20 protein-coding genes are annotated in these 24,396 nt (G+C 41.9%); 17 read left to right on the top strand and 3 right to left on the bottom strand.

Translation table 11 applies throughout. The features are described 5' to 3' along the window. Positions 1–5 precede the first annotated feature (5 nt). From tpiA to WC676_00170, 13 genes are all read left to right on the top strand, one after another. Entirely contained in the window at positions 6–773 is a 768-nt protein-coding gene (gene tpiA / locus WC676_00230) for a triose-phosphate isomerase (GenBank protein ID MFA5059039.1), read from the top strand. Between the two features lie 18 nt (positions 774–791). Continuing rightward, positions 792–1,193 (top strand): preprotein translocase subunit SecG, encoded by a 402-nt coding sequence (gene secG / locus WC676_00225; GenBank protein MFA5059038.1) that lies wholly within the window; start codon positions 792–794, stop codon positions 1,191–1,193. A 127-nt stretch (positions 1,194–1,320) separates the two neighbouring features. Next, on the top strand, positions 1,321–2,940 hold the full coding sequence (locus tag WC676_00220; GenBank protein MFA5059037.1) for an ABC transporter substrate-binding protein: 1,620 nt from the start codon (positions 1,321–1,323) through the stop codon (positions 2,938–2,940). A 1-nt stretch (position 2,941) separates the two neighbouring features. After that, entirely contained in the window at positions 2,942–3,907 is a 966-nt protein-coding gene (locus tag WC676_00215) for an ABC transporter permease (protein ID MFA5059036.1), read from the top strand. Continuing rightward, entirely contained in the window at positions 3,900–5,006 is a 1,107-nt protein-coding gene (locus WC676_00210) for an ABC transporter permease (protein MFA5059035.1), read from the top strand. Before WC676_00215 ends, WC676_00210 begins: the two co-directional genes overlap by 8 nt. Beyond that, positions 5,007–5,792: an ABC transporter ATP-binding protein gene (locus WC676_00205; protein ID MFA5059034.1), complete on the top strand. Its 786-nt coding sequence runs from the start codon at positions 5,007–5,009 to the stop codon at positions 5,790–5,792. A 1-nt stretch (position 5,793) separates the two neighbouring features. Continuing rightward, on the top strand, positions 5,794–6,660 hold the full coding sequence (locus tag WC676_00200; protein MFA5059033.1) for an ATP-binding cassette domain-containing protein: 867 nt from the start codon (positions 5,794–5,796) through the stop codon (positions 6,658–6,660). Further along, on the top strand, positions 6,660–8,969 hold the full coding sequence (locus tag WC676_00195) for a hypothetical protein (GenBank protein ID MFA5059032.1): 2,310 nt from the start codon (positions 6,660–6,662) through the stop codon (positions 8,967–8,969). Before WC676_00200 ends, WC676_00195 begins: the two co-directional genes overlap by 1 nt. Before the next feature lie 130 nt (positions 8,970–9,099). Further along, complete coding sequence (gene glgC, locus WC676_00190) at positions 9,100–10,308, top strand: glucose-1-phosphate adenylyltransferase (GenBank protein MFA5059031.1); 1,209 nt, start codon at positions 9,100–9,102, stop codon at positions 10,306–10,308. Between the two features lie 78 nt (positions 10,309–10,386). Beyond that, the gene (gene fabV, locus WC676_00185; GenBank protein MFA5059030.1) at positions 10,387–11,571 is read left to right on the top strand and encodes an enoyl-ACP reductase FabV; all 1,185 of its coding nucleotides are present in this window, start codon (positions 10,387–10,389) and stop codon (positions 11,569–11,571) included. 253 nt (positions 11,572–11,824) lie between these two features. Continuing rightward, positions 11,825–11,998 carry a helix-turn-helix domain-containing protein gene (locus WC676_00180; protein ID MFA5059029.1) on the top strand — a complete coding sequence of 58 codons (174 nt, stop codon included), beginning with the start codon at positions 11,825–11,827 and terminating at the stop codon, positions 11,996–11,998. A 13-nt stretch (positions 11,999–12,011) separates the two neighbouring features. After that, a complete protein-coding gene (locus tag WC676_00175) occupies positions 12,012–12,275 on the top strand; it encodes an acyl carrier protein (GenBank protein MFA5059028.1) in 264 nt (87 codons plus the stop codon). Positions 12,276–12,317: 42 nt separating this feature from the next. Further along, positions 12,318–15,629, top strand: a complete 3,312-nt coding sequence (locus WC676_00170) for an AAA family ATPase (GenBank protein MFA5059027.1) — start codon at positions 12,318–12,320, stop codon at positions 15,627–15,629. Here WC676_00170 and WC676_00165 read toward each other — a convergent pair. Beyond that, positions 15,626–16,846: a diguanylate cyclase gene (locus WC676_00165; protein ID MFA5059026.1), complete on the bottom strand. Its 1,221-nt coding sequence runs from the start codon at positions 16,844–16,846 to the stop codon at positions 15,626–15,628. The two genes, WC676_00170 and WC676_00165, sit on opposite strands and share 4 nt — an antisense overlap. A gap of 205 nt (positions 16,847–17,051) precedes the next feature. Between WC676_00165 and WC676_00160 the strand changes: the two genes are divergently transcribed. The 4 genes from WC676_00160 to rpoD are packed head-to-tail and all read left to right on the top strand — an operon-like array spanning position 17,052 to position 21,968. Next, a complete protein-coding gene (locus WC676_00160; GenBank protein MFA5059025.1) occupies positions 17,052–17,636 on the top strand; it encodes a CvpA family protein in 585 nt (194 codons plus the stop codon). A gap of 25 nt (positions 17,637–17,661) precedes the next feature. Continuing rightward, entirely contained in the window at positions 17,662–18,615 is a 954-nt protein-coding gene (locus tag WC676_00155) for a Nif3-like dinuclear metal center hexameric protein (protein MFA5059024.1), read from the top strand. After that, positions 18,615–20,381: a DNA primase gene (gene dnaG, locus WC676_00150; protein ID MFA5059023.1), complete on the top strand. Its 1,767-nt coding sequence runs from the start codon at positions 18,615–18,617 to the stop codon at positions 20,379–20,381. Before WC676_00155 ends, dnaG begins: the two co-directional genes overlap by 1 nt. After that, the gene (rpoD, locus tag WC676_00145; GenBank protein ID MFA5059022.1) at positions 20,382–21,968 is read left to right on the top strand and encodes an RNA polymerase sigma factor RpoD; all 1,587 of its coding nucleotides are present in this window, start codon (positions 20,382–20,384) and stop codon (positions 21,966–21,968) included. Positions 21,969–22,050: 82 nt separating this feature from the next. Here the strand turns inward: rpoD and WC676_00140 are convergent, their stop codons facing one another. Then, on the bottom strand, positions 22,051–22,467 hold the full coding sequence (locus tag WC676_00140) for an SxtJ family membrane protein (protein ID MFA5059021.1): 417 nt from the start codon (positions 22,465–22,467) through the stop codon (positions 22,051–22,053). A gap of 3 nt (positions 22,468–22,470) precedes the next feature. Continuing rightward, on the bottom strand, positions 22,471–24,288 hold the full coding sequence (locus WC676_00135) for a carbamoyltransferase (protein MFA5059020.1): 1,818 nt from the start codon (positions 24,286–24,288) through the stop codon (positions 22,471–22,473). Between the last annotated feature and the right edge of the window lie 108 nt (positions 24,289–24,396).

Below are 24,396 nucleotides of genomic sequence, written 5' to 3'. Positions count from 1 at the left end.
AAAAAATGAGAAAAATTATTATTGCCGGAAATTGGAAAATGAATAAAACCTCACGGGAAGCCATTGAGCTTATCAACGGCTTGAAGCGGCAACTCTATGATGTGAGCGACGTGGATATCGTGGTCTGCCCGCCGTTTACCGCGCTTTTAGAATCTCAAGAGGCCCTCAATGAATCCAACATTGCTTTAGGCGCTCAAAATGTTTACTGGGAAGATTCGGGGGCTTTTACAGGAGAAGTGTCTGCGCCCATGCTCAAAGATCTTAGCGTGCAATATGTGATCATTGGGCACTCCGAGCGCCGCCAATTCTTTCATGAAACCAATGAAAATGTTAAAAAGAAGATCAAGGCTGTTTTAAAACACGGGCTTACTCCAATCGTTTGTGTCGGTGAGAATTTAAAAGAGCGTGAGTCTAATCAAGCTTTTAATGTTATCAAGGCTCAATGCGAAGAAGGCTTGTCCGGTTTTACAAAAGAAGAAATGACAAAAATGGTTGTGGCGTATGAACCGGTTTGGGCTATTGGAACGGGAAAAACCGCGACACCGGCACAAGCCCAGGAAGTTCATCAGTTTATTCGCAGCTTGCTAGTAAAAATGTTTGACGAAAAAGTTGCCAGCGAAGTTCGTATCCAGTACGGCGGAAGTGTCAAGCCGGAAAATACGGCCGAACTTATTTCCCAAAAAGATATCGACGGAGCTTTAGTCGGCGGGGCAAGTTTAACGGAAGCCTCATTTGCCAATATTGTTAAGAATTCTCGCGGCATTCATAAATAGAAAAAGGAAGGATCTGTTATGTTTGGATTAATCTTAGGAGTGCATGTGTTGGTGTGCATGCTTTTAGTGTTAGTGATTCTAATGCAAGCCGGCAAAGGCGGAGGGCTCACGGATACTTTCTCGGCGGCCGAATCTGTTTTTGGAACAAAAACAAACATTGTTATGGTTAAAGCTACCGCCATCTTGGCGAGCATTTTTCTTGTAACGTCTTTAAGCTTGACATTCCTTGCCTCACAAAAAAATAAATCCTTAGTTCAGAATTCTGTTGTTTCTTCAAGCCCTGCCACGGCCGTTCCGGCGGCGGCTTCAGGGCCAAACTCAAATTCCGTCAGCGATACTCAAAAACCACAAGAGAATGCTAATGCGGAAAATCAACAGGCCCCACAACCGGCAAGTCCCGAGGCCCCCAAAAATCCTTAAGCAATGTTCATTTTGCTTTTGTAGCGCACGCAAGAGCTTCGCATTCCTTCTCATTCTTGTTTTCTTTTTATCATTTCCTTCTTTTGTCTTTTCACAAGAAAAAAATCCTTCTAAGTATGGCGGACAGTTGGTTTTAGCCACAACGTCCGACCCGCGTTCGTTTAATCCTATCGTTGCGCAAGAAACATCCACAACAGCTATTACTAGCCATATTTTTGAAGGATTGACCAGAACCAATGGCGTAACATTAAAGGTTGAGCCTCATTTGGCGCAAAGCTGGGATATCAGCCCGGACGGATTATTATGGACATTTCATTTACGCTCCGGCGTTGTTTGGTCTGACGGTGTTTCGTTTAGCGCCGATGACGTTGTTTTTACCTTTAATGATCTTATCTATAATGAAAAAATTCCCACCTCCGCCCGGGACGCTTTTACCATTGACGGGAAGATTTTTAAAGTTGAGAAAATTGACGACCTAACGGTCAAATTCACGCTTCCTTTTAAATTTGCGCCTTTTTTGCGGGGCATGTCCCAAGAAATCCTTCCCAAACATCGGTTAGAGAGAATCGTTCAAGAGAATAAATTTAACTTTGCCTTAGGCATTGATAGCGATCTAAAGGATATTGTCGGCACGGGCCCGTATCAATTAACCGAATATCTTCCCGGACAGCGTATTATCTTGAAGAAAAATCATCTTTATTGGAGGAAATCTTTAGAAGGGGAGCAGTTGCCTTTCATTGAAAAGATCATTTATATGATCGTTCAAAGCCAAGACACGCTTCTTTTGAAATTCTTAGACGGAGAAGTAGATTATTGTTCACTGCGCGGAGCCGATTATCCCTTGCTTAAGCCTGAAGAAAAAAAGAAAAATTTTACTATTTATGACAGCGGGCCTGATTTTGGGAGCAATTTTATTGTTTTCAATCAAAATGACGGCATAAATCCAAAAACAAAAAAAATGTTTGTTGATCCCAAGAAGCTATCTTGGTTCGCTAATCGTGAATTTCGTCGCGCTGTGGCGCATGCGATCGATAAAAAAAGAATTATTGATATCGTGATGAATGGCTTAGGCTATCCGCAGGATTCTGCTGAAAGCCCCAGCGCGGAATTTTTTTATAATCCTAAGGTGATTGGTTATGATTATGATCTTGCTAAAGCCAGAGAGATATTAGAAAAGTCCGGATTTACGGATAGGAATGGGGATGGGATCGTGGAAGACAAAAACGGCTACCGGGTTGAATTTAATTTGTACACAAATTCCGGGTCGACCGATCGTGTTCAAATGGCGGCCATGATCCGCCATGATCTGGAAAATTTAGGGATGAAGGTTAATCTTGTATCCATTGAGTTTAATGATCTTGTCAGCCGGCTTGTTTCCACTTATGACTGGGACGCGGTGATGATCGGGCTTACTGGGGGCATTGAACCTCATTTTGGAAAAAATGTTTGGGCATCCGACGGACAGTTGCACGTTTGGTATCCGCGTCAAGAACAACCCCAATCAGCGTGGGAAAAAAGAGTTGATGATATTTTCAATCAAGCGGTCCAAGAATTAGATGAGCCAAAACGTAAAGTGCTTTACGACGAGTGGCAGCTTATTGTTTCCAGGGAATTACCGGCTATTTATACGGTTTTTGGCGCTAATATCTTTGCGGTCCGTAATAAATTTGAGAATTTGCATCCCACTAGTTTCGGTGGGGCGTTTCACAACCTAGAAGAAATTTTTATTAAGGAAGAATACCGATAAGATGCTTAAGTATATTTTCAGACGAATTTTAATTTCCATCCCGCTTCTTCTAGGGATCTCTTTTTTAACCTTTGTTCTCATTCAGGTTACGCCGGGAAATTTCTTTGATTCTCTTAAACTTAATCCTCAAGTTTCTCCCGAGACGATCGCTCGCTATGAAGCGCTTTATCATTTAGACAAGCCTTTATTACAGCAATACTTCTACTGGTTAAAAAACCTCATCAAGCTAGATTTTGGGTATTCATTCTTTTATAATTGCCCGGTTTCCAGCGTTATTTCGGGACGATTATTCAATACATTTATTTTGTCCTTGGCAAGTTTGATCGTCACTTGGACGATCGCAATTCCCTTAGGGATCTGGGCGGCAGTTCATCGCAATCGGTTGACGGACAAGATATTGTCTGTCTTTTCTTTTGCCGGGCTTTCCATGCCAAGTTTCTTTTTGGCAATGTTGCTTTTATTTCTGGCCAGCCAATGGGGAGGATTACCCTTAGGAGGAATGCGTAGCGCCAATTTTGATGACCTTTCTGACGGCGGGAAAATCATTGACCTGTTGGCACATCTTGTCATTCCGACGATCGTTATCTCGCTTGCGTCCATCGCGAGCTTACAAAGAATTATGCGCGGTAATATGTTGGAGTGTTTGCGTCAGCAATATGTGTTAACAGCCCGAGCTAAAGGATTGCCCGAACATCGCGTGGTTTATGTTCACGCTTTACGCAATGCCGTTAATCCTTTGATCACGATCTTTGGATATCATCTTTTCGACCTGTTGAGCGGAGCGGCTTTAATTGAAATTATTTGCAGCTGGCCGGGATTAGGGGCGGTGATGTTAACAGCGGTGCGCGCCAAAGACCTTTATTTGGTCATGGCCAGCATGATGATGGGCGCTGTTTTGCTTCTTTTAGGGAATTTATTATCAGATATTCTGCTCGCCTGGTCAGATCCGAGGGTTCGCTATGACTAAACCAAGAAAAAGCTTAAGCCAATTTCAAATAGCCTTAGGCCATTTTAAAGAAAATCGGCTAGCTGTTGTTTGTTTTTGGATCTTGGTGATCTTTTATCTATCAGCGATCTTTGCCGATTTTCTTTCGCCGTATTCATTTAGTAATGAAGACCGCAACTATTCGTATTGTCCACCGATGGAAATCAAACTGATAGATGCCCGCCACGAGAAAAAATCAATTCATCCGTATGTGTTAGGTGTTTATATGACGTTTGATGAATTTCACAAAAGAGTTTATAAAACAGATTCCAACCAGAAATATCCTCTTAAATTCTTTGTCAAAGGCGACGCGTATAAATTATTAGGGTTATTTCCGGCCGATCGTCATCTTTTTGGAGTGGATGCTCCTGGGCGAATTCATCTTTGGGGAGCTGACTCGCGCGGAAGAGATCTTTTTTCAAGAATTCTTTTTGGGGCCAGGATCTCTTTATCTATCGGGCTTATCGGCGTTACGATCTCGTTTTTTGTTGGGCTTCTCGTCGGGGCGACAGCCGGATATTACGGCGGAAGAATTGATAATATCTTGATGCGTGTATGCGAAATGTTCATGATGGTTCCCGGATTTTATCTGATGTTGGCGCTGCGCGCTGCTTTTCCGGCTAATTTAAGTTCGGTGCAAATCTATTTGCTGATTATTGTCATATTTTCTTTTATCGGCTGGGCAAGTTTGGCCAGGGTTATTCGGGGTATGAGCATCTCGCTTAAAGAGCGCGAATATGTTTTGGCCGCGAAGGCGATGGGGCTGTCAGATCTTGCTATCATTGTTCGTCATATTTTACCGCACACGCTTTCTTATTCCATTGTGGCGGTTATGCTTTCTATTCCGGGATATATTTTAGGGGAATCAGCGCTAAGCCTTTTAGGTTTAGGGATTCAAGACCCTTTTGCCAGCTGGGGGAATTTGCTTTCTGACGCGATGAACATTGCGGCGGTGAAATTTGCTCCTTGGGTTCTTATTCCCGGAGCGCTTATTTTTGTGACGGTCATGTGCTTTAACGTGATCGGCGATTGTTTGCGCGATTGCCTTGATCCGCTGTTGAAATCAGAGGTAAGGTCATAAATGAGTGAACCGTTATTAAAAATAGAAAACTTATCAATTTCTATTCAAGAAAAAGATAATGATCGAGAACTGTTAAAGGATTTTAATTTTGAAATTAAAAACTTTGAAACAGTTGCTCTTGTCGGGGGATCCGGCAGCGGAAAAACGACAGCCGGGTTATCTATTTTACAATTGTTATCGCCGGCCATGCGTATTGACAGCGGACGCATTATCTTTAACGGAAAAGATCTTTTAGCGGCTTCTTTACGGGAAATGCGAAAAATACGCGGCAAAGAAATCGGCGTTGTATTTCAAGATCCTTTAAACGCGTTTAATCCGGTTTTTACCATCGGATTTCAGATCGAAGAAGTTTTACGTTTTCATGAACCGATGCCCGGCCGGCAAAGAAGAGAAAAAGTTCATCAGCTTCTAAACCGGGTGGGAATTACCGAGCCGCAAAGGATCGCGCGTAGTTATCCGCATCAGTTAAGCGGAGGTTTGCGCCAGAGAGCTATGATCGCGCAGGCGATCGCGGGCAGCCCAAAACTTATTATTGCTGATGAGCCGACCAGCAGCTTAGATGTCACTTTGCAAGCGCATATCATTGAGTTGTTCAGAGATCTTAAAAATGAATTTAAAACATCTATTTTGCTTATTACGCATGACTTAGGGATGGTGGAGCATTTTTGTGACCGTGTGGGAGTTTTGTATGACGGAAGGATCGTCGAAGAGGGTTGCGCTAAAGATATTCTTTCTTCGGCGAAACATCCTCTAACGTGCGAATTGATCAATGCTTCAAAAGGCTGAAATGTTATTAGAGCTAAAAAATATAAAGAAATATTTTCCCGAGCGCCATAGGATGAAAAATGTTGTCCGGGCTGTTGACGGCGTAAGCTTATCCATCAAAAGCGGAGAAAATTTAAGCCTGGTGGGCGAATCCGGCTGTGGAAAAACAACCCTTGGGCGTGTTATTTTAAAATTATTACCTGTCGATAGCGGACAAGTTATATTTGACGGGACGGACATAACAGGTCTTTCTTCAGGACAAATACGTTCTTTACGTAAAAATATCCAAATGGTTTTTCAAGACCCCTTTAGCAGCCTTGACCCAAGATTTATCGTAAAAAATATTATCGGCGAGGCGATGATCTTTGATAGAATGAAAAAAAGCGAGAAAGAAGGCAGGATCAGGGATCTTCTTACACAAGTCGCGTTGCCTGCGGATATTCTTAACCGCTTTCCACATGAGTTTAGCGGCGGTGAAAGGCAAAGGATCGCTATCGCGCGCGGGTTAATTAATAATCCGAAGCTATTGATCTTAGACGAAGCTGTTTCATCGCTGGATATCTTAGTGCAAAATCAGATCATCAATTTACTTCTTGAACTACAGAAGAAATTTAATACGACCTATATTTTTATTTCTCATAATTTGCGCGTTGCCAGAAAAATAGGCACGCATATTGCCGTGATGCACAGGGGAACTATTGTTGAATTGGCGTTAGCACAAGAGCTGTTTAACAATCCGCTTCATCCGTATACGAAGAAATTATTATTGGCAGCGACCGAATATAAAACATCAGATGATAGATCAGAAGGCGCTATTTTTCATCAGGGAGATTTGATCGAGAAAACAAAAGGGCATTTTGTCCGTGATGTTCCTAAGGGAGGCTGTTAATGGAATCAGTGTTCAAGAAACTGAGCTATGTTTTAGGGTTGGCGGCTATTGGCGCTTTTCTTGGATTAGTGGTTTTTGCCGCTAATCTTGAAATAAAGGATTTTGACCTTTGGCTCCATTTAAAGATGGGGGAATTTATTGTCCACCATCAATATGTGCCGGATGTGGATGTCCTGTCTTGTTCTATCGCCGGGAAACCGTGGGTTAATCACGAGTGGTTATTTCAAGTCATTGCGTATTTATTTTTCAACTCCTGGGGAGCGGAAGGCCTTATTTCCATGCAGGTGGTTGTGGTTGTCTTGACCTTTTTGATCTTGCTTTTCTTAGGCTACAGCAAGGAAAGACAAAGCGGTATCGTTTTTCTTTTATTACTGAGCATGCTGATCTATCAAATGCGTTTTACCATACGCCCTGATATTTTTAGCCTGCTTTTCTTTGCTTTGTATATTTATGTTCTCGCGCTGCATATTGATAAACGCTGGTCGGTTTACCTGCTATTTTTCGTTCAGCTTTTATGGACCAATTTTCACGGATTCTTCTTTTTTGGGCCGTTTATCGTTTTGGTAGGCCTAGGCGCGGAAATGCTAAAACGCTATGTTAAATTGCCTTGGGAGTGGAATACGACTGGCCGCTTGACCAACGATGAATATAAACGGCTGCAATGGATTTTTGGGCTTGTGATCCTGGCATCATTTGTTAATCCTTTGACTTTTAAAGGCGCTTGGTATCCGATCGGTGTTCTAAGTAATTTAGGAGGAGACTCTAAAATATTCTTTAAATATATTCAGGAGTTAAAACCTCCGATCACTTTTGAGAATGTTTTCTCGCTGGGACATTACGGCTATTATAAGCTTTTGATCATTCTTTCCTTGTTCAGCTTTATCTTCAACAGAAGGAAAATTGATATCGGTGATTTTATTATTTGGCTGATCTTTCTTTTAGTTTCTTTAGTAGCTGTGCGAAATCTGGTCTTTTTCTCTTTTGTCGCTTACTTAGTTTGCATGACTAATTTTTCTAGTATTTCGCTTTCTAGTGTTATTCCTTTGAGATTTACGCATCCGAAATTTCAACATTTAACGAGCAGCTTAGCCAAGATCGTTCTTATATTGTGGATGGTTAGCTATGGGTTGTCTCTTTCGGCGCGTACGTATTTTGATTTTGAAAAATATGAGCTTAAAAGTGAATTTGGAGGGATCACCCAAAGAAATTATCCGGATAAGGCGGCGGATTTTCTTATCGCCAATAAGATCAAGGGAAATTTCTTTAATGATTTTAATTCCGGGGCATATTTGATCGGAAGGTGTTTTCCAAATATAAAGGTTTTTATAGACGGAAGAACGGAAGTTTATGGCGCGGCATTCTTTAAGGATTATCAGAAAATGTGGAAAGAGGGTGATGAGGCTCTGCTAAAACAGGCGGTGGGCCGTTACAATTTAACAGGGGCGCTTTTAAATTCTACGCATGAACCGATCAACGAGAAGACATTATCGTTCTTTTATAAAAATCCCGACTGGGCCTTGGTCTATTTTGATTATGACGCGGTTATTTTTCTTAAAAATACCTCCGAAAATAAATCCGTTATTAATAAATTCCGCATTGATCTTAACCGGTGGAAAACGAAAGAAATGGATCTTTTGCGTTTAGGGTCGCGCGCGGTTGTTCCTTACCAGCATCTTAATCGTGCGTTCACATTAGAGTCTCTGGGGTTTGATAAAGCCGCTTTTAAAGAAATTGAAGAAACGCTTAAGGTTTCTCCGGCTTACATTGAGCCTTATAAGTTGATGGGAAAGATTTATGGCAAGAAAGATGACAATAAAAAGGCCTTTGAGAATTTTCGCATTGCGGCCATGTTTGCCCAAGGGGATTATGAGACACGCATAAATTTAGGATTAGCTTATGAGAAGCTCAATGACCCGGGGAATGCCGTTAAGCAGTATGATCTGCTCACGAAAAGAAATCCAAAAAACTCAAAAGCATTTTTTATGTTAGCGCGGGTGCTTGCAAAAACAAAGCAGTATAATAGGGCGCTTGAGGCTTTAATGCGTGGTTATCATCTTTCTCCGAAGAGTTTTTCCGAGCTTGTTGAGATCGCCGATATTATTTTGGAAGGCAAAGACTCAGATTTTCCTCCCGAGGTCAAAGAGTTATTGCTTTTAACAAAGAAAGATTTGGTTAGAGTACACAATGAGCGCGGGATAAAGTATCACAAAGAAGGAAGAATCAAGGAAGCCAAGGAAGAGTTCCAAAAAGGCCTAAAGATCGATCCTGCCAGCCAAGAGCTTAAGAAAAACTTAAAATTATTGGATTAGTCTTTAAGTTTTGATAGCATACAGATGGCGCTTATTTTTTGGTGATTTTTCAACTATTGAAAATTAGGAAATGAAGACGTATAATATGTTCTCATTGTTGGATTTCTAAAAGCTACGAGGATTTATTCATATGCGTGAAGTTTTAACATTTATTTTGGCTGGCGGTAAAGGCGAAAGGCTTCATCCTTTAACGCGTGACCGTGCTAAGCCGGCGGTTCCGTTCGGCGGTATTTACCGCATCGTTGATTTTACCCTTAGCAATTGTATCAACTCCGGGTTGCGCCGTATTTTTGTTTTGATCCAGTATAAGTCTTTTTCTTTGCAAAAACACATTCTTTCGGGGTGGGATATTGTTTCCACTCAGCTGGGAGAATTTATTGATGTTATTCCGCCTCAACAGCGTATCGGCGATGATTGGTATAAAGGAACAGCCGACGCGATCTATCAGAATATTTACGCCATCCAGGATTGTGACCCCAAGCTGGTGTTGATTCTTGCGGGTGATCATATTTACAAGATGGATTATCGGAAAATGATCGAACAGCATCAATCCATGGATGCGGATATGACGGTTGCTTGCGTTGAAGCTCCCAGAGAAACGGCAGTTGGGTTTGGCGTTGTTGAAGTTGATAAAAAATGGCGGGTTTGCGGGTTTCAAGAGAAACCACGAGAGCCTAAAACAATCCCGGGGGACCCATCGAAGATCGTAGCCTCGATGGGGATTTATTTATTCAACAAAGAAGTTTTGTTTGAAGAACTTGGTATTGACGCGAAGCTTAACTCCGGCCATGATTTCGGAAAAGATATTATCCCGCAGATGATCAGTAAAAAACGCAAAGTTTACGCGTATAATTTTGTTGATGAAAATAATAAGTCGAAATATTGGCGTGATATCGGGACCCGCGATGCTTATTATCAAGCCAATATGGATCTGGTCAAGCCCGACTCTGCCATTACGCTTTATGATAAGTCCTGGCCGGTGCGCACATTTCATGAACAGTATCCTCCGATCAAGATCGTTAACGGAGATTCGGAGACAAATCAGGGCGTTGTCCTGGACTCTTTAGTTGGCGGCGGATGCGTTATTATCGGCGCTAAAGTTACCAAGTCAGTTTTATCATCGAATGTGAGAATTGAAGAGGGGGCTGTTGTCTCCGAATCGATCTTAATGGAAAGTGTTGTCGTCGGAAAGAATGCAAAAATAAAAAATGCTATTATTGATAAAGAAGTAACAATTCCGCCATACGCCGAGGTCGGTTTTGACCTGGAATTAGATAAGAAGCGCTTTGACGTGACGACTTCCGGCATTGTCATGGTTGCTAAAAAAACGTCTTTGTAGGTCTTAAATAACAAATAGTGCTTTCCATTTTTTAAGAAAAAATGGAAAGCACAAAAAACACGAGAGAGCATTATCAAAATGATCATCCAGCCTAAAATTCGCGGATTTATTTGCACGACAGCTCACCCTCAAGGTTGCGCTCGGCATGTTCAAGAGCAAATTGATTATGTTAAGAAAAATCTTCCCATCAAAAACGGGCCCAAAAAAGTTTTGGTGGTCGGGGCTTCCACGGGTTTTGGCTTGGCATCACGAATTGTTGCGGCCTTTGGCTGTCAAGCGGCAAGCGTCGGTGTTTTTTATGAGCGTCCGGCCGAAAATAAGCGTACGGCCACAGCTGGTTGGTATAATTCGATCGCTTTTGATAAGTTTTCTAAGGCTCAAGGATTGTATTCGAAAAGCATTAACGGAGATGCTTTCTCTGACGAGATCAAACAACAAGCTGTTGATGCTATCAAAAAAAATCTTGGGACTGTGGATCTTGTTATTTACAGCCTCGCTTCGCCCCGACGGACACATCCTAAGACAGGATTAACGGCTAAGTCTGCTTTAAAACCAGTAGGCCCTAGATACACCAATAAATCTATTGATTTTGAAACAGGAGAGATTATTGATGTGAGCCTTGAATCTGCGACAGAAGACGAAGTGCGCCAAACCGTTTCTGTGATGGGCGGGGAAGATTGGGAAATGTGGATCGATGCCCTTGATGCGGGAGGCGTTCTTGCTAATGGCGCCATGAGTGTCGCGTACTCTTATATAGGGCCGGATGTTACGCGCCCCGTTTATCGTAACGGAACGATCGGCGCGGCGAAAGATCATCTAGAGGCAACTGCCAAAAAACTCGATGAGCGCCTCAAGAAAAACAACGGAAGAGCTTTTATTTCTGTTAATAAGGCATTAGTAACTCAATCCAGCTCAGCTATTCCGTTCATTCCTTTGTATTTTATTTTATTGAATCGGATCATGAAAGAGAAAAATATTCATGAAGGGTGCATTGAACAAATGTACCGGCTTTTTTCACAAAGGCTTTACAACGGAACTTCTGTTCCTGTCGATGACCAAGGACGCATTCGTGTTGATGATCTAGAAATGCGTGATGATGTTCAAGCCGAAGTAGCCAAGCTTTGGAGCGTTGTCAGCACAGGAAATGTCGAAAAGATTTCTGACATCGAAGGCTATCGGCAAGATTTTCTAAAACTTTTTGGGTTCGGCTTCAAAGATGTTGATTATTCTGCTGATGTTGACGCGGATCCGCAGTTCGAATAATTTTTTTAGTATTTCTTCTTTAGCATTATTCTTCCGAATTATCTGCTATTTTCCTCCCGTTCCTCTTATTTCTCGTCGGTAACAAAAAGTATAAAATCACATTAAACAGTATTTTAATGTTCGATTATGTCGTGTTATCATCTTTACCGATAAATAGTGAAAAAAAATGTAAAAAATATTGACATATGTAAAGGAATGTAATAAATTGTAAATTACTTTACAGTGATTTTTAACAATTTTTGAAAACGGAAAAATGATCTACGAAAGCTTAATGACAATTGAGGAAGTCGCTGCTTATCTTCGAGTCAAGAAGAGGACTATCTATGAGTGGCTCAAAAAAGGCAAGATACCGGCGATAAAAACGGTCGGTCAGTGGCGGTTTAAAAAAGACCGTATTGACGCTTGGTTGGAGAGCGAACAAAACTAAAGGAGAATATTGTATGGCAGATGCAGGGGCAAAGGTTAATGTCGAAAAAGATATGCGAGAATTAGTCGCGGAAGTTTTAGAGACGGAACCCGCCTCGATCGACGGCGATGCAAGTTTCGTGAAAGACCTAGGGATGGATTCAATGATGGCGCTAGAGATCTTAGCGGCGATCGAAAAAAAATATCGCGTTGTGATCCCCGAAGATATGTTGCCAAAATTTACAAGCTTGAACAAAACAGTTTCTATTGTGAAAGAATTACTTGTAAGTAAGAAGTAAAGATCTTATAAATTTAAAAATTAACCAACGGGAGGAATTCTCATGTATTTTAAACGGCTCGAAATCTTCGGATTCAAGTCTTTTGCCGATAAAACGATTCTTAATTTTGAACCCGGTATTACGGCGATCGTCGGGCCTAATGGCTGCGGAAAGAGCAATATCTTCGATTCTATCCGCTGGGTTTTAGGTGAACAAAGCGTTAAAGAGCTGCGCGGGGCATCGATGGATGATGTTATTTTTAACGGAACCGACAAAAAATCAGGGCTTGGGTTTGCCGAAGTGAGCTTGACATTTTCTAATGAATCGCGGATGTTACCAACCGAATACGATGAAGTAACGGTCACGCGGCGTTTGTTTCGTTCCGGAGAAAGCGAGTACCTTCTTAATAAATCTGTAGTTCGCCTTAAGGACATTTTGGAATTATTTATGGGAACCGGTATTGGCGCGGAAGCTTATTCATTGATCCAGCAGGGAAAAGTTGACCTGATCGTCAGTGCTCGTCCGGAAGACAGAAGAATTATCATTGATGAAGCGGCCGGCATTACAAAGTATAAGTCCAAAAAACGTGAAGCTTTAAACAAGCTAAAAGACACGGATGATAATTTATTGCGCATTAATGACATCATTGTTGAAGTTAAGCGCCAGATAGGCTCTTTGGAGCGTCAGGCCAATAAAGCTCGCCGCTACAAAGATGAGTTAGAAAAACTTAAGATATTTGAAGTTAAGTTCGCTACCTATCAGATCAGCCAGTTCAATTCAGAAAAAGAAGAGATCAATCGTTTGGTGAGCGGGCTTCAAGACCAAGAAAACCAATTAAATGCTGAACTAGAAAAATTAAATAGCAGTCTAAGCGAACAGGAAGCCTTGATCGCGAAGTTCGAACAAGCGATCGATCAAATCTATGCCGATGATCTGAAGCTGGAAAATCAAGTCGCGATGAATAATAAGCAGATCGGTTTTAATGAGGAGCGTATTGCCAATATTCTTTCTAATGAAGCCCGCTTTGAACAGCAAAGAGAGCAATTGTCGGCGCGTTGCCGTATGCAGCAGGAGAAAATCGAAGCGCTAAAAAACGCCCTTTCTTTTCTCAAAACTTCCTTGATCGAAAATATGAAAACCTTAGGCGAGAAAAAAGACTCTTTGCATCTGGTGGCGGAAGCGATCCGGGAAGCCAAAGATTCCATCCGTAAAGCCGAAGAAGAGATCCTTAATTTGAATGTTCAGCAAGTCGCGGTTAAAAACCAGGTCACCGAGGTGATGAAGGAATTTCAGAATGCTTTAGCGCGTAAACGCCGCTTAGAGCTCGAAAATGCCAAAGTTATTTCTGAGAAAGAAGAGATCGATAGCAAATTAAGGAATATTCTCAGCCAGATCGAAGAGTGTACCGGCAAGATCAAGAATTTAGAAGAAGAGCGCCAAAATAGAAATAGAGACTTGGATGCGACCAAGGGGAGATTTACCGAAATAGAAGAGTTAGTTAACAATCTGGAGAAAAAGAAACTCTCTTTAATTTCCCAAAGGCAATTTATTGAAGAGTTACGCGTTCAGTATCAAGATATGCCTGATCCCGTGGTTGAGGGAACGCTTTTAACGAACGCCGTTCCTTTAGAAAATCTTAAAGGTATTATCGGGAAAGTTAAACAGGCCCGGTTGGTCGATCCTCAGAAAACAGGCGATTTGAAGAATCATTTTACTCAGATCAATACCAACCAGCTTTGGGAAGTAATCTGCGAGATGAAATTTATCGAGCTGGATCCGGAAAAGATCACCGCGCGTATTGATGAGCTTTCCCGAGAGATCGAGGAAAAAAATCAAGCTAAAGGTTTACTTTTATCTGAGATCAAAGCTCAAGAAGAGGCAATAGCTCAGTTGGTTTCGGCTATTCATGATCTAGAAAAAGTTTTCTCAAGTTATGACGCGCAAAAGAACAATATCCTTCAAGAAGAAAGCAAGCTTGTCGGAGAATTAGACTTGGTGACGGAAGAGATCCGGGAAGTCAGGAGCACAGTTGCTTCCTTGAAGACCAAAGAAGACGAGTTAGCTTTACAGTTAGAAACGATCGAACAAGGAATTCAATCCTATCAAAATCAAATCAAAGAACGACAAGATGCTATCGCGGTTAAGTCTCAAGAAAAAGAAGATACGACCGTTGCTATTGCTCAGCTGGAAACAGAAATCGAATCAGCCCAAGATAAAGAGAAAAGCGAGCAAGAAAACTTAACCATGTTTGAAGAGGAATTGGAAAGCGGCCTGGGAGAAATTAAAAAGTTAGAAGAAGAAAAAGAATCGCAAAAAGTAAAGAAAGCCGAGTTTGCTCAAGGGATCGAAACACTCAAAGAAGAGATCACGCAGTTAAATCTGAAAGGTGAATCGCTTAAAAAAGCACTGAGCGAATCTGAAGAGCAAAAGGCGAAAGTGTTAGTGCAGGTTGGTACAATTCGTCAGGGCATTGATAAAGTGCAAAAAGATGTTGAAGAAATCCATGATGTCCGCCATGGTCATCAGATGAAAGAGCAAGAGATCTCCTATAAAGAAAAAAGCATTAAAGACAGGCTTCTCCAAGCGTATAAAATCAATTTCGACGAACTGCCGCCGGTTGATGCCTCGTTACTGGCAGACGCGCAAAGCACGGAACCAGCCGCAGAACAACCGGTTTTAACACCGGATGCCTTGGCCAGTGAAATAGAGCGCTTAAAACAAAAATGTGATTCTTATGGGACTGTTAATTTGGTCGCTATTGAAGAATTTGATGAACTGCGCCAACGTTTCGAATTCTTAACAAAGCAGCAAAGTGATCTATTAACAGCCAAAGAATCACTGCAAGATACGATCGGAAAGATCAACCGCACAACGCGCCAGTTATTCTTAGACACATTTACAAAAGTTAGTGAGGAATTCAGGATCTATTTTAGAATGTTATTTGGCGGCGGGGAAGCTCAGCTTGTTTTGGTTGACCCGGAAAACGTTTTGGAATCCGGTATTGAAATCATCGCCAGGCCTCCCGGGAAAAAATTGCAGGGTATCAGCCTTTTATCCGGCGGAGAGAAAACCTTAGCGGCCATCGCGCTTATCTTTGGCGTGTTTAAGGTCCGGCCTAGTCCGTTCTGTATTTTAGACGAAATTGACGCGGCCTTGGACGAATCGAATGTCGGCCGATTTGGTTATCTCCTCAAAGATTTTGCCAAAATATCGCAGTTTATCGTCATTACGCATAATAAAAAGACCATTGTTAATGCCAATGTTATGTATGGCATTACCATGCAAGAAACAGGGATCTCAAAGATCGTTTCGGTTAAATTTGCGGATGATGAACAGAAAGAAGCAAGGCAGGAAGACCCTGTCGCGGTCGCTTAAGGATTTTCTGGTTCAGGAACGCAGGTTTTATTCTTACCGATGAATTTGGCCGTGTACATCGCGCGGTCAGCCTTCATCACTAAATCTTCTTTGGTGTGCGCGTCTTCTGGGAAGGCGGCAACACCGACGCTGACCGTTAACTTTAAGAAATTCTCGGAAGAAAATTTTGGGAAGTTGTATTGAGCGATCCTTTCCCGCAGACGTTCGGCAATAAAATAAGCTTGTTCGCGGTTTGTTTGAGTCAGGATAATGGAAAATTCCTCGCCGCCGTATCGGCACATATAATCATTTTCCCTGGAAGAATCCTTTAAGATCTTCGCGAGTTCAGTCAAAACAACATCTCCGTTTTGATGCCCCCAAGTGTCATTTAATTTCTTAAAATTATCCACATCAATAATGACAATGCCGACATGAGCATTGTTTTGCCGTGCCTTTTCGATCTCCAGGACGAGTGTATCTTGAAAAAAACCGTGATTCCATAAACTCGTTAAAGAATCGGTATGACTTTTGTGAACAACGAGCTCGTAGAGTTGAGAATTTTCAATGGCAAGCCCGGCTTGGTTAGCGAGCATCATGAATATTTTAAGATCATTTTCGGTGATGGGTTTTCGAGTAAAAAGATTGTCGGCGATGATAATCCCATTGACTTTATCTTTTGCCTTAAGAGGCATAATGACCAGCTCGTTTGTTTTAAAAACACTTAATAAAGGATCGCTGGCATATTTTGATATTTCATTGCTGTGAATATTAAGCGGTTTTCCTTGAAAATATGCGGATGCCAATAAGCCGCCGGTTTCCATATTTAGCGGGATCTTCAACTTTTTGATCTCTTGGTTAAACCGCGACTCAATGGCTTGTTTTGAGCTTTGGTAGACGGAAATAAGGTCATCCATGTCTTTGTTTTCTGCCTCAATGGATTTCCATATTTTGTTGGCGTCTTCTCCCGATTCGGGGCCGATCACCATTTTTCCTTCCAGGATACGTTCTTTTTTATTGGCAAGAAAAAGAATGGCGCGGTTAAATCCAAGCCCCGCATGAGAGGTGACGCCGGTAAGGATGATATAGAGGATGTGATTGAGTTCGAGGGTCGTGCGCATGGCATTGCTGACATCATAAAGAATAGATAATTCTTTACGCGCACTCATCAAATCTTCTTGTAAGCCCTGAATATTGTTTTCTTCGTTGTTTTCTTCGCTTTTAAGAGCCTCAGAGTTCATGAAAGGAAAGATAGCACTTCTTGGGGGTGTTGTCAAGATTAGCTTTGCTTTTGTCGTGTTTTACGTAGATTGTAACATTATTATTTTCAATATGTTATGATTAATGTATTCCCAGTTTTCCGAGGAAGCGTTTCCTTGACACTGCTAGGGGCGTGTGTTATACTTTAGCGTTTCAAAATAAAAATTTAAATAAAATTCCGAAAAAATGCCTACTGAAATCATAAAAAGCCTCAATTGGATCGACATTTTGGTGGGGCTTATTGCCGTAAGGATTATTTACATCGGGATCAAGAACGGGTTTGTCACCGAGTTATTTAAATTATTAGCTGTTGTCTCCTCCATTTTCATTTCACTTCACTATTATACAAAGCTTGCCGATTTTCTAAACGAAAAAATACACTTATCCTTAAGCGTGGCAGAGTTCATCGCGTTTGGATCTTTATGGGTCATTGTTATGGTTGTTTTCAAATTTTTGCGCGATGGTTTCTTAATGCTGCTTCATATCGAAGCGCATTCCGTTCTTGATCGTTGGGGCGGGCTTGTTTTGTCTGTTGTTCGCGCGCTTTTATTGTGCAGCCTGACACTTTTATTCTTAACCGTGACCGGAGTCGAATACTTCAAAAAGAACATTGATAAATCTTTAACCGGAGAACGCCTGCTTTCATTGTCACCGAAGATTTATGAAGTTTCTTTCAACGGTTTGGTCAAAAAATTCTTTCCCGACGAAGAAATCAATGGAGCTGCTTTAGATCTTCGGGATAGCGCGGTTTTAGAAAACGATAAGAAATAATATTTTATTCATTGAGGTTTGATAGTTGACATTAGGCGAAATCTATGGTTTCTTTGTCAGGCAAGGCATAGCGAAAGACTTGCGCCGTAAAAGCGAAATTGCCGCAAAGCTCGCTGAGACAAAGAAACAATACCGGTCTTTAAGTCGTTTAGAAAAAAAGCTCTTTGATAAAGATAGCTTAACAAATCCTTATTCGGATACGCGCGTTCTTTTCGGTGACCGTTCGTTAGAAGTTAAGCGGATCTTAGTCGGCATTGATATTGAAGTTGGCGAAATTCTTTTGGCGGATCGGTTGTCCCAAAAGGGAAAGAAGATCGATCTTATTTTCGGCCATCATCCCGAAGGAATCGCGTTAGCCGGCCTTTATGATGTGATGGGTTTGCAAGCGGATATCTTACATCATTTGGGCGTGGAAAAGAATATCGCAAAAATGCTTATGGATTCCAGGATGGATGAAGTGGCGCGCCGGCTTCACGGCGGAAATCATACACGCGCGGTCGATGCGGCGCGGTTGCTTAATATTCCATTTTTATGCTGCCATACGCCGTCCGATAATTTTGTGAATCAGTATTTGCAGAAGAAAATTGATTCCGCAAAGCCAAGATCGTTACGTGATATTATCAGCCTTTTGTTGAAAGAACCTGAATATCAAGATGCGGTTATCAATAAAGCGGGGCCGACCATTTTGATCGGGAAACCGGCTGATAAACCAGGAAAAGTTTTGGTGGATATGACCGGTGGAACAGAAGGGTCCAAAGAAGTTTTTGCGCGCATGTCTCAGCTTGGCGTGAAAACTTACGTTGGAATGCATTTATCGGAAGATCATTACAATCGAATTAAATCAGAACATATCAATGTCATCATTGCCGGGCATATTGCCAGCGATAATTTAGGCATTAATTTATTGCTAGATCAGTTAGAGCGAAAAGATGATTTTGAATTTATTTCATGTTCAGGTTTTAAACGAGTGAGGCATTGATGGGGCTTATTCCCGAAGAGATCATTAGTCAGGTTTTAGACCGTTGCCATATCGTGGAAATTGTTGCCGGATACGTGCCTTTAAAACGCGCGGGACGCAATTTTAAGGCCAATTGTCCGTTCCATCACGAAAAAACTCCTTCGTTCGTTGTTAATCCGGATAAGCAAATATTTCATTGTTTTGGATGCGGGGAAGGCGGCAACGTTATTAGTTTTATTGCCAAGCAAGAGCGTCTGGAATTTCCGGAAGCGGTCCGGTTTTTAGCCGAAAAAGTTGGCATTCAAATACCGACCGATGAAAGAAGCGACCCTAAAGTCGCTAGCCTTAATCAGCTTATTTATCAAGCCAATGAATTAGCGGCTGATTTCTTTCATACAACGCTTGCCTTAGCCGAAAATGAATCGGTTGTCACGGCTGTCAAATATCTTAAGGGGCGCGGGATCAATTTAGATATTGTTAAGAAATTTCAGCTAGGTTTTGCTCCGGAGAGCTGGGACAAACTGATCAATCATTTACGGTCAAAAAACATTACGATCAATGTAATGGAAAAAGCGGGGTTGGTCGTTCCTAGGGAAAATCGTGATGGATTTTTTGACCGGTTTAGAAATCGAATTATTTTTCCGATCTTTGATAGTAGGTCGCGCTGTGTCGCCTTTGGCGCTCGTACGATGCAAGAGGGAGTTGCCGCCAAATACATTAATTCGCCGGAAACACCAATCTACACAAAAGGCAATCATCTCTATGGTTTTCATTTGACCAAAGATGCCGTTCGTGTTAAAGATTTCGCGATCGTTGTTGAAGGCTATATGGATTTTATTATTCCGTTCCAGGCCGGTGTTGATAATATCGTCGCTTCTTTAGGAACGGCGCTGACTGTCGAGCAAATTCGCCTGATCCGCCGTTATACGGAAAATATTGTGATGCTCTTTGATGCGGACAAAGCAGGAGAATCTGCTATGATCCGAAGCCTTGATCTATTGATCGAGGAAGGAATAAATGTGAAGGTGGCGATCTTAGCGGCGGGAGAAGACCCCGATTCATTTATTCGTAAATTTGGCGTAGAAGAATTTAATGAGCGTATTGCCCAAGCTCAACCGCTCATTGAATATAAATTAAAAACGTTAATGGGCAAGTATAGCCATAAAACGGTTGAAGGCAAAGCATCCATTGCCAAAGAAATGCTTCCAACGATCGCCAAGTTTAAAAATGCCGTTATGAAGTTTGGCTATATTAAACAGTTATCAAGCCTTTTGGCGATCCCCGAGCAGGCTTTGCTGACGGAATTACAAAAAGTTCCGCAATTGAATTCAAGAGAAGAAAAGATCGCGCCGCTGGTAGCGCCGTTTATCAAGGCGCGTATTGTCGAACGAAACCTATTGAAGTTATTATTATCAGATGAAAGCCTTATTCCGCTTTTGAAAGATCGTGTTCAAGCGGACGATTTTCACGATAAAGATATCCGGCAGATCATCGGAAAGATCTTATTTTTAGTTGACCAAGGACAAGAGGCAACAGCGGCAAATCTTATCAATACGATTGGCGAGGGGGCTGTTGCTACGATGATCGCCCAATTAACGGCGTCCGATGAGGCGTTAACTGGCGATAAAGAAAAAATGTTCCATGATTTTGTCAATCGTATCAAATCAGATCAGGCGAAATCAAAACGCCAGGATCTTTTAGGGCAGATCAAAGACGCCGAAATGTCCGGCGATAGCAACAAATTAGATGAACTTAAACATCAGTTTAACCAGTTGATCAAGAGGTAAATGATGAAAAATAAGGAATTGAAACAAGATGTAGAAAAACTGATAACGCTTGGGAAAAGCAAGGGATTCTTGACTTACGACGAAGTCAATGAAGTCCTTTCCGACGATGTCGGTTCTTCCAGCGATATTGATGAAGTTTTTGACATCTTGGAAGACAAAGAGATCAAAGTGGTGGAATCCGAAAACGCGCCGGAAGAAAGCTCCGGGGACGATGCGCGTGAACAAGAGATCTTGCGCCTTCGAGAAGAGCAAGCCAAAGAAGAAAACGTTAATGTCTATTCGGAGAAATTTATTCCGTTGGATGATCCCGTTAAGATGTATTTAAAGCAAATGGGTTCCATTCCTCTTCTGTCTCGTGAAAACGAAATCAATTTAGCGAAAAGAATTGAAGAAGCTGAAAACCGTTTTGCGGAATCATTATTTAAAATAACCTTTGCCCGCAAAGAAGCTATTACGATCATCAATGAGGTTCTAAAAGGGGAAATTAACGTCGAGGACGTTATCAAAGATGAACTAGAACGCCGGCCTAAGCTTATTAAGGATCTCACCAGGCTTATTCATGAGGCGCGCCATTCTCGGATCGGTTCGGAAAGCTCGGCGAGAATTATCGCTAAGTTTAAACTAACTTCTTCGATCAATGAAGATATCGTTGTCAAGCTGACGGATATTTTATTCAACATTGACCGGGTTGAACGGATGATGAAGGCGCAAAAAAAAGCGGCTCAACTGACTAAATTGAAGGAAGAAAAGCGTCAGTTATTAAAAGAATTAGATGAGCCCGTTAATCATGTCAAAGACCAGCTGCGGATCATTAAGATCCGTCAATCAAAATTTAATAAGGCCAAAAAACTTTTGGTTGAAGCGAACTTACGCTTGGTTGTCAGTATTGCCAAAAAGTATATTAACCGCGGGCTTTCTTTTCTTGATCTTATTCAGGAAGGGAACATGGGGCTTATCCGGGCGGTTGAAAAGTTCGAATATCAAAGAGGTTATAAATTTTCAACCTATGCCACCTGGTGGATCAGGCAGGCTATTACGCGTTCTATCGCTGATCAGGCAAGAACGATCCGCATTCCTGTACACATGACGGAAACGATCAATAAGATCATTCGTGTCTCTCGGCTCTTTGTTCAAGAATACGGCCGTGAACCGATGGCTCAAGAAATTGCCAAGCAAATGCGAATTCCTATCGGCAAGGTGAAAGAGATCTTAAAGATTTCTCAAGTTCCGATCTCTCTGCAAACACCTATTGGTGATGAGGGGGATACGCATTTTGGCGATTTCATTGAAGATAAAAAAGCTGTTTCTCCAGCCAATGCGACACTTCATTCGATGCTTAAAGATGAAATTGGCGGCGTCTTAAATACTCTAGCCGAACGGGAACGAAAAATATTGGAGCTTCGTTTCGGAATCCATGACGGTTCAAGCCGAACCTTGGAAGAGGTTGGCAGTGAATTTAACGTGACCCGTGAACGTGTACGGCAAATTGAATCAAAGGCTTTAAGAAAGTTAAGGCACCCCACCCGCTCACGCCGATTAAAAAGCTTTTTGGATATGGCGGTTCGTGAAGGGGAAGGAATGCTGTAAAGAGAAAATAGGTTTGCAGGGAAAAGGCGCCCCCACTGTTTTGCTTTGCAAAACAGTGGGGGCGCCTTTATTTTTCTAGAAACTAGTATTGTTTTTCGTAAGAGGTTTCTTCTACCGGGGAAGTGTTTTTTGTGATCCAGTAGCTTTGTGCGTTTGGGTTTTTAAGCTTTATCTGTAGGGTGTCTTTCCCCAAAATCCTTAAAATAATCCCAATCGGTGTCATGACGATATAAAAGATAAAAATCAGGATGACGGCGGTTAGAAGCCATCCTAAGAAAGTTCCGACGAAAGAAAATACTTTGTGAACTGGCTTTAATGCTTGCGGACAAAAAATTGCAGCAGAAAAAGCCGCAACACTAATGGGCCAAAGGTATAAATAATAATGCGTTCCCTTAAGAAAAAGTAATCCGCCAAGAATAAGCATCCCTACACCAAAAGAAATGCCAAAGCGGCGCCACTCATTCTTTTCGGTTTCAATATTCTTTGTTTCGTAACTCATAATTTAATCCAATTCAAATTCCCGCAGCCAGTCGATATCTTTATTGAGCGGGATCTGTTTTTCTTTTTCTAAAAGGAAATTTCCCAAAAGAAGATAATCCATATTGGTGCGCATAAAACAAAGATAGGCGTCTTTTGGCGTACAAACTATAGGCTCTCCCCGAACGTTAAATGATGTATTGACGATGACAGGGCAATTGCATTTCTCATCGAACTTCTTGATCATCCGATAAAAAAGCGGATGGTTGTGTTGATCGACGGTTTGAACGCGGGCCGAATAATCAACGTGGGTTACAGCCGGAATAGTGGACCGAGCAACGCGAAGCTGATGAATGCCAAAAAGGCTTTTATCGCTCTCGGAAACGTTCAGGCGCTGTTTTTCGGTTACCGAAGCGACCAAAAGCATATAATCGCTTTCTGATTTAAGATCAAAGTAGTCTGTTGCCTTCTCTTTTAATACGGACGGAGCAAAGGGGCGAAAGCTTTCCCGGAATTTTATTTTTAAATTCATTGTTTCTTGCATTTGAACTGATCGGGCGTCACCGATAATGGAACGAGCGCCTAAAGCGCGCGGCCCAAATTCCATGCGCCCGGAAAACCATCCAATGACTTTTTGACTGTTGAGAAGATCGGCGATTTTCTCCGGGATCTGTCCATCGCTTAACCGCGTATAAGAAATATTGCTTTCTTTGAGATAGGATTCAATTTCATTTTCGCTAAACGACGGCCCCAGATAAGAACCTTGCTGTGAATCCTTCTGTCCGTTTGCGGTTCGCGGATTCCCAAAATATTGATGCCAACCGATCAAAGCCGCGCCCAAAGCTCCTCCGGCATCACCGGCAGCAGGTTGTATCCAAATGTTTTCAAAAGGCCCTTCATTTAAGATGCGGCCGTTGGCAACGCAGTTTAAGGCAACGCCGCCTGCCAGGCAAAGATTTTTCTGCCCTGTTTTTTTGTGAACATGATGTGCCATGCGCAGCATAATCTCTTCGGTAACTTCCTGTAGAGAACGGGCGATATCCATATGATGTTGCTGAAGAGGGGATTCCGGTTTTCGGGGCGGGCCTCCAAAGAGCTTGTGAAACCGTCCGCTGGTCATCGTTAAACCGACACAATAATTAAAATAACTCATATCCATCTTGAAAGAGCCGTCAGCTTTAAGATCGATCAAGTGAGACAAGATCAAGTCTTTGTAAATCGGTTTTCCGTAAGGAGCCAGCCCCATCACTTTATATTCGCCGGAATTAACCTTAAAACCAAGATAATAGGTAAATGCCGAATACAAAAGTCCTAGCGAATGCGGGAAATGGATCTCTTCTAAGATCTGAAGCTGATTGTCCTCTCCGACGCCGTAACTGGTTGTCGCCCATTCACCCACACCGTCAATGGTCAAAAAGGCAGCTTTTTTAAACGGAGAAGGAAAAAATGCCGAAGCCGCGTGGGATTGATGATGTTCGGGGAAGATGATCTTTCCGCCAAAAGAAAGTTCCCGGCTGATCAGCTCTTTCATCCAGATCTTTTGCTTGATCCACAAAGGCATGGATTTAAGGAAGGAATTAATACCTAGCGGCGCATAAGCTAGATAAGTTTGAAGGATACGTTCAAATTTTATGAAAGGTTTATCATAAAAAGCGACCAGGTCGATGTCTTTTGAATTGAGGCGGCTGTGTTCTAAACAGAAACGGATGGCGTTGACAGGAAAAGAGTGGTCATGTTTTTTCCGGGTAAAGCGTTCTTCTTGGGCGGCAGAGATGATCTTGCCATTTTGGACAAGGCAAGCGGCGCTATCATGATAAAAAGCAGAAATTCCTAAGATGTTCATAGCCAATACTTTTTATTTGATTTTTACTGGTTTTAGTGGCATCTTTTAGCATTGTCCAAAAGCTTGCCAAAGGACTATCTATTATACAAAAATATGGATTTTTTACCA

Source organism: Candidatus Omnitrophota bacterium (genome assembly GCA_041649175.1).
Classification (GTDB): Bacteria; Omnitrophota; Gorgyraeia; order Zapsychrales; family JBAZNR01; genus JBAZNR01.
Note: the sequence above shows the minus strand (reverse complement) of the source record. Positions and strands in the feature narration are given on the sequence as shown.

Excerpts from the sequence above, each read along its gene's own strand:
- tpiA (MFA5059039.1), top strand. The coding sequence starts at position 6 with ATGAGAAAAATTATTATTGCCGGAAATTGGAAAATGAATAAAACCTCA.
- secG (MFA5059038.1), top strand. The coding sequence starts at position 792 with ATGTTTGGATTAATCTTAGGAGTGCATGTGTTGGTGTGCATGCTTTTA.
- WC676_00215 (MFA5059036.1), top strand. The coding sequence starts at position 2,942 with ATGCTTAAGTATATTTTCAGACGAATTTTAATTTCCATCCCGCTTCTT.
- WC676_00210 (MFA5059035.1), top strand. The coding sequence starts at position 3,900 with ATGACTAAACCAAGAAAAAGCTTAAGCCAATTTCAAATAGCCTTAGGC.
- WC676_00205 (MFA5059034.1), top strand. The coding sequence starts at position 5,007 with ATGAGTGAACCGTTATTAAAAATAGAAAACTTATCAATTTCTATTCAA.
- WC676_00200 (MFA5059033.1), top strand. The coding sequence starts at position 5,794 with ATGTTATTAGAGCTAAAAAATATAAAGAAATATTTTCCCGAGCGCCAT.
- WC676_00195 (MFA5059032.1), top strand. The coding sequence starts at position 6,660 with ATGGAATCAGTGTTCAAGAAACTGAGCTATGTTTTAGGGTTGGCGGCT.
- glgC (MFA5059031.1), top strand. The coding sequence starts at position 9,100 with ATGCGTGAAGTTTTAACATTTATTTTGGCTGGCGGTAAAGGCGAAAGG.
- fabV (MFA5059030.1), top strand. The coding sequence starts at position 10,387 with ATGATCATCCAGCCTAAAATTCGCGGATTTATTTGCACGACAGCTCAC.
- WC676_00180 (MFA5059029.1), top strand. The coding sequence starts at position 11,825 with ATGATCTACGAAAGCTTAATGACAATTGAGGAAGTCGCTGCTTATCTT.
- WC676_00175 (MFA5059028.1), top strand. The coding sequence starts at position 12,012 with ATGGCAGATGCAGGGGCAAAGGTTAATGTCGAAAAAGATATGCGAGAA.
- WC676_00170 (MFA5059027.1), top strand. The coding sequence starts at position 12,318 with ATGTATTTTAAACGGCTCGAAATCTTCGGATTCAAGTCTTTTGCCGAT.
- WC676_00165 (MFA5059026.1), bottom strand. The coding sequence starts at position 16,846 with ATGAACTCTGAGGCTCTTAAAAGCGAAGAAAACAACGAAGAAAACAAT.
- WC676_00160 (MFA5059025.1), top strand. The coding sequence starts at position 17,052 with ATGCCTACTGAAATCATAAAAAGCCTCAATTGGATCGACATTTTGGTG.
- dnaG (MFA5059023.1), top strand. The coding sequence starts at position 18,615 with ATGGGGCTTATTCCCGAAGAGATCATTAGTCAGGTTTTAGACCGTTGC.
- rpoD (MFA5059022.1), top strand. The coding sequence starts at position 20,382 with ATGATGAAAAATAAGGAATTGAAACAAGATGTAGAAAAACTGATAACG.
- WC676_00140 (MFA5059021.1), bottom strand. The coding sequence starts at position 22,467 with ATGAGTTACGAAACAAAGAATATTGAAACCGAAAAGAATGAGTGGCGC.
- WC676_00135 (MFA5059020.1), bottom strand. The coding sequence starts at position 24,288 with ATGAACATCTTAGGAATTTCTGCTTTTTATCATGATAGCGCCGCTTGC.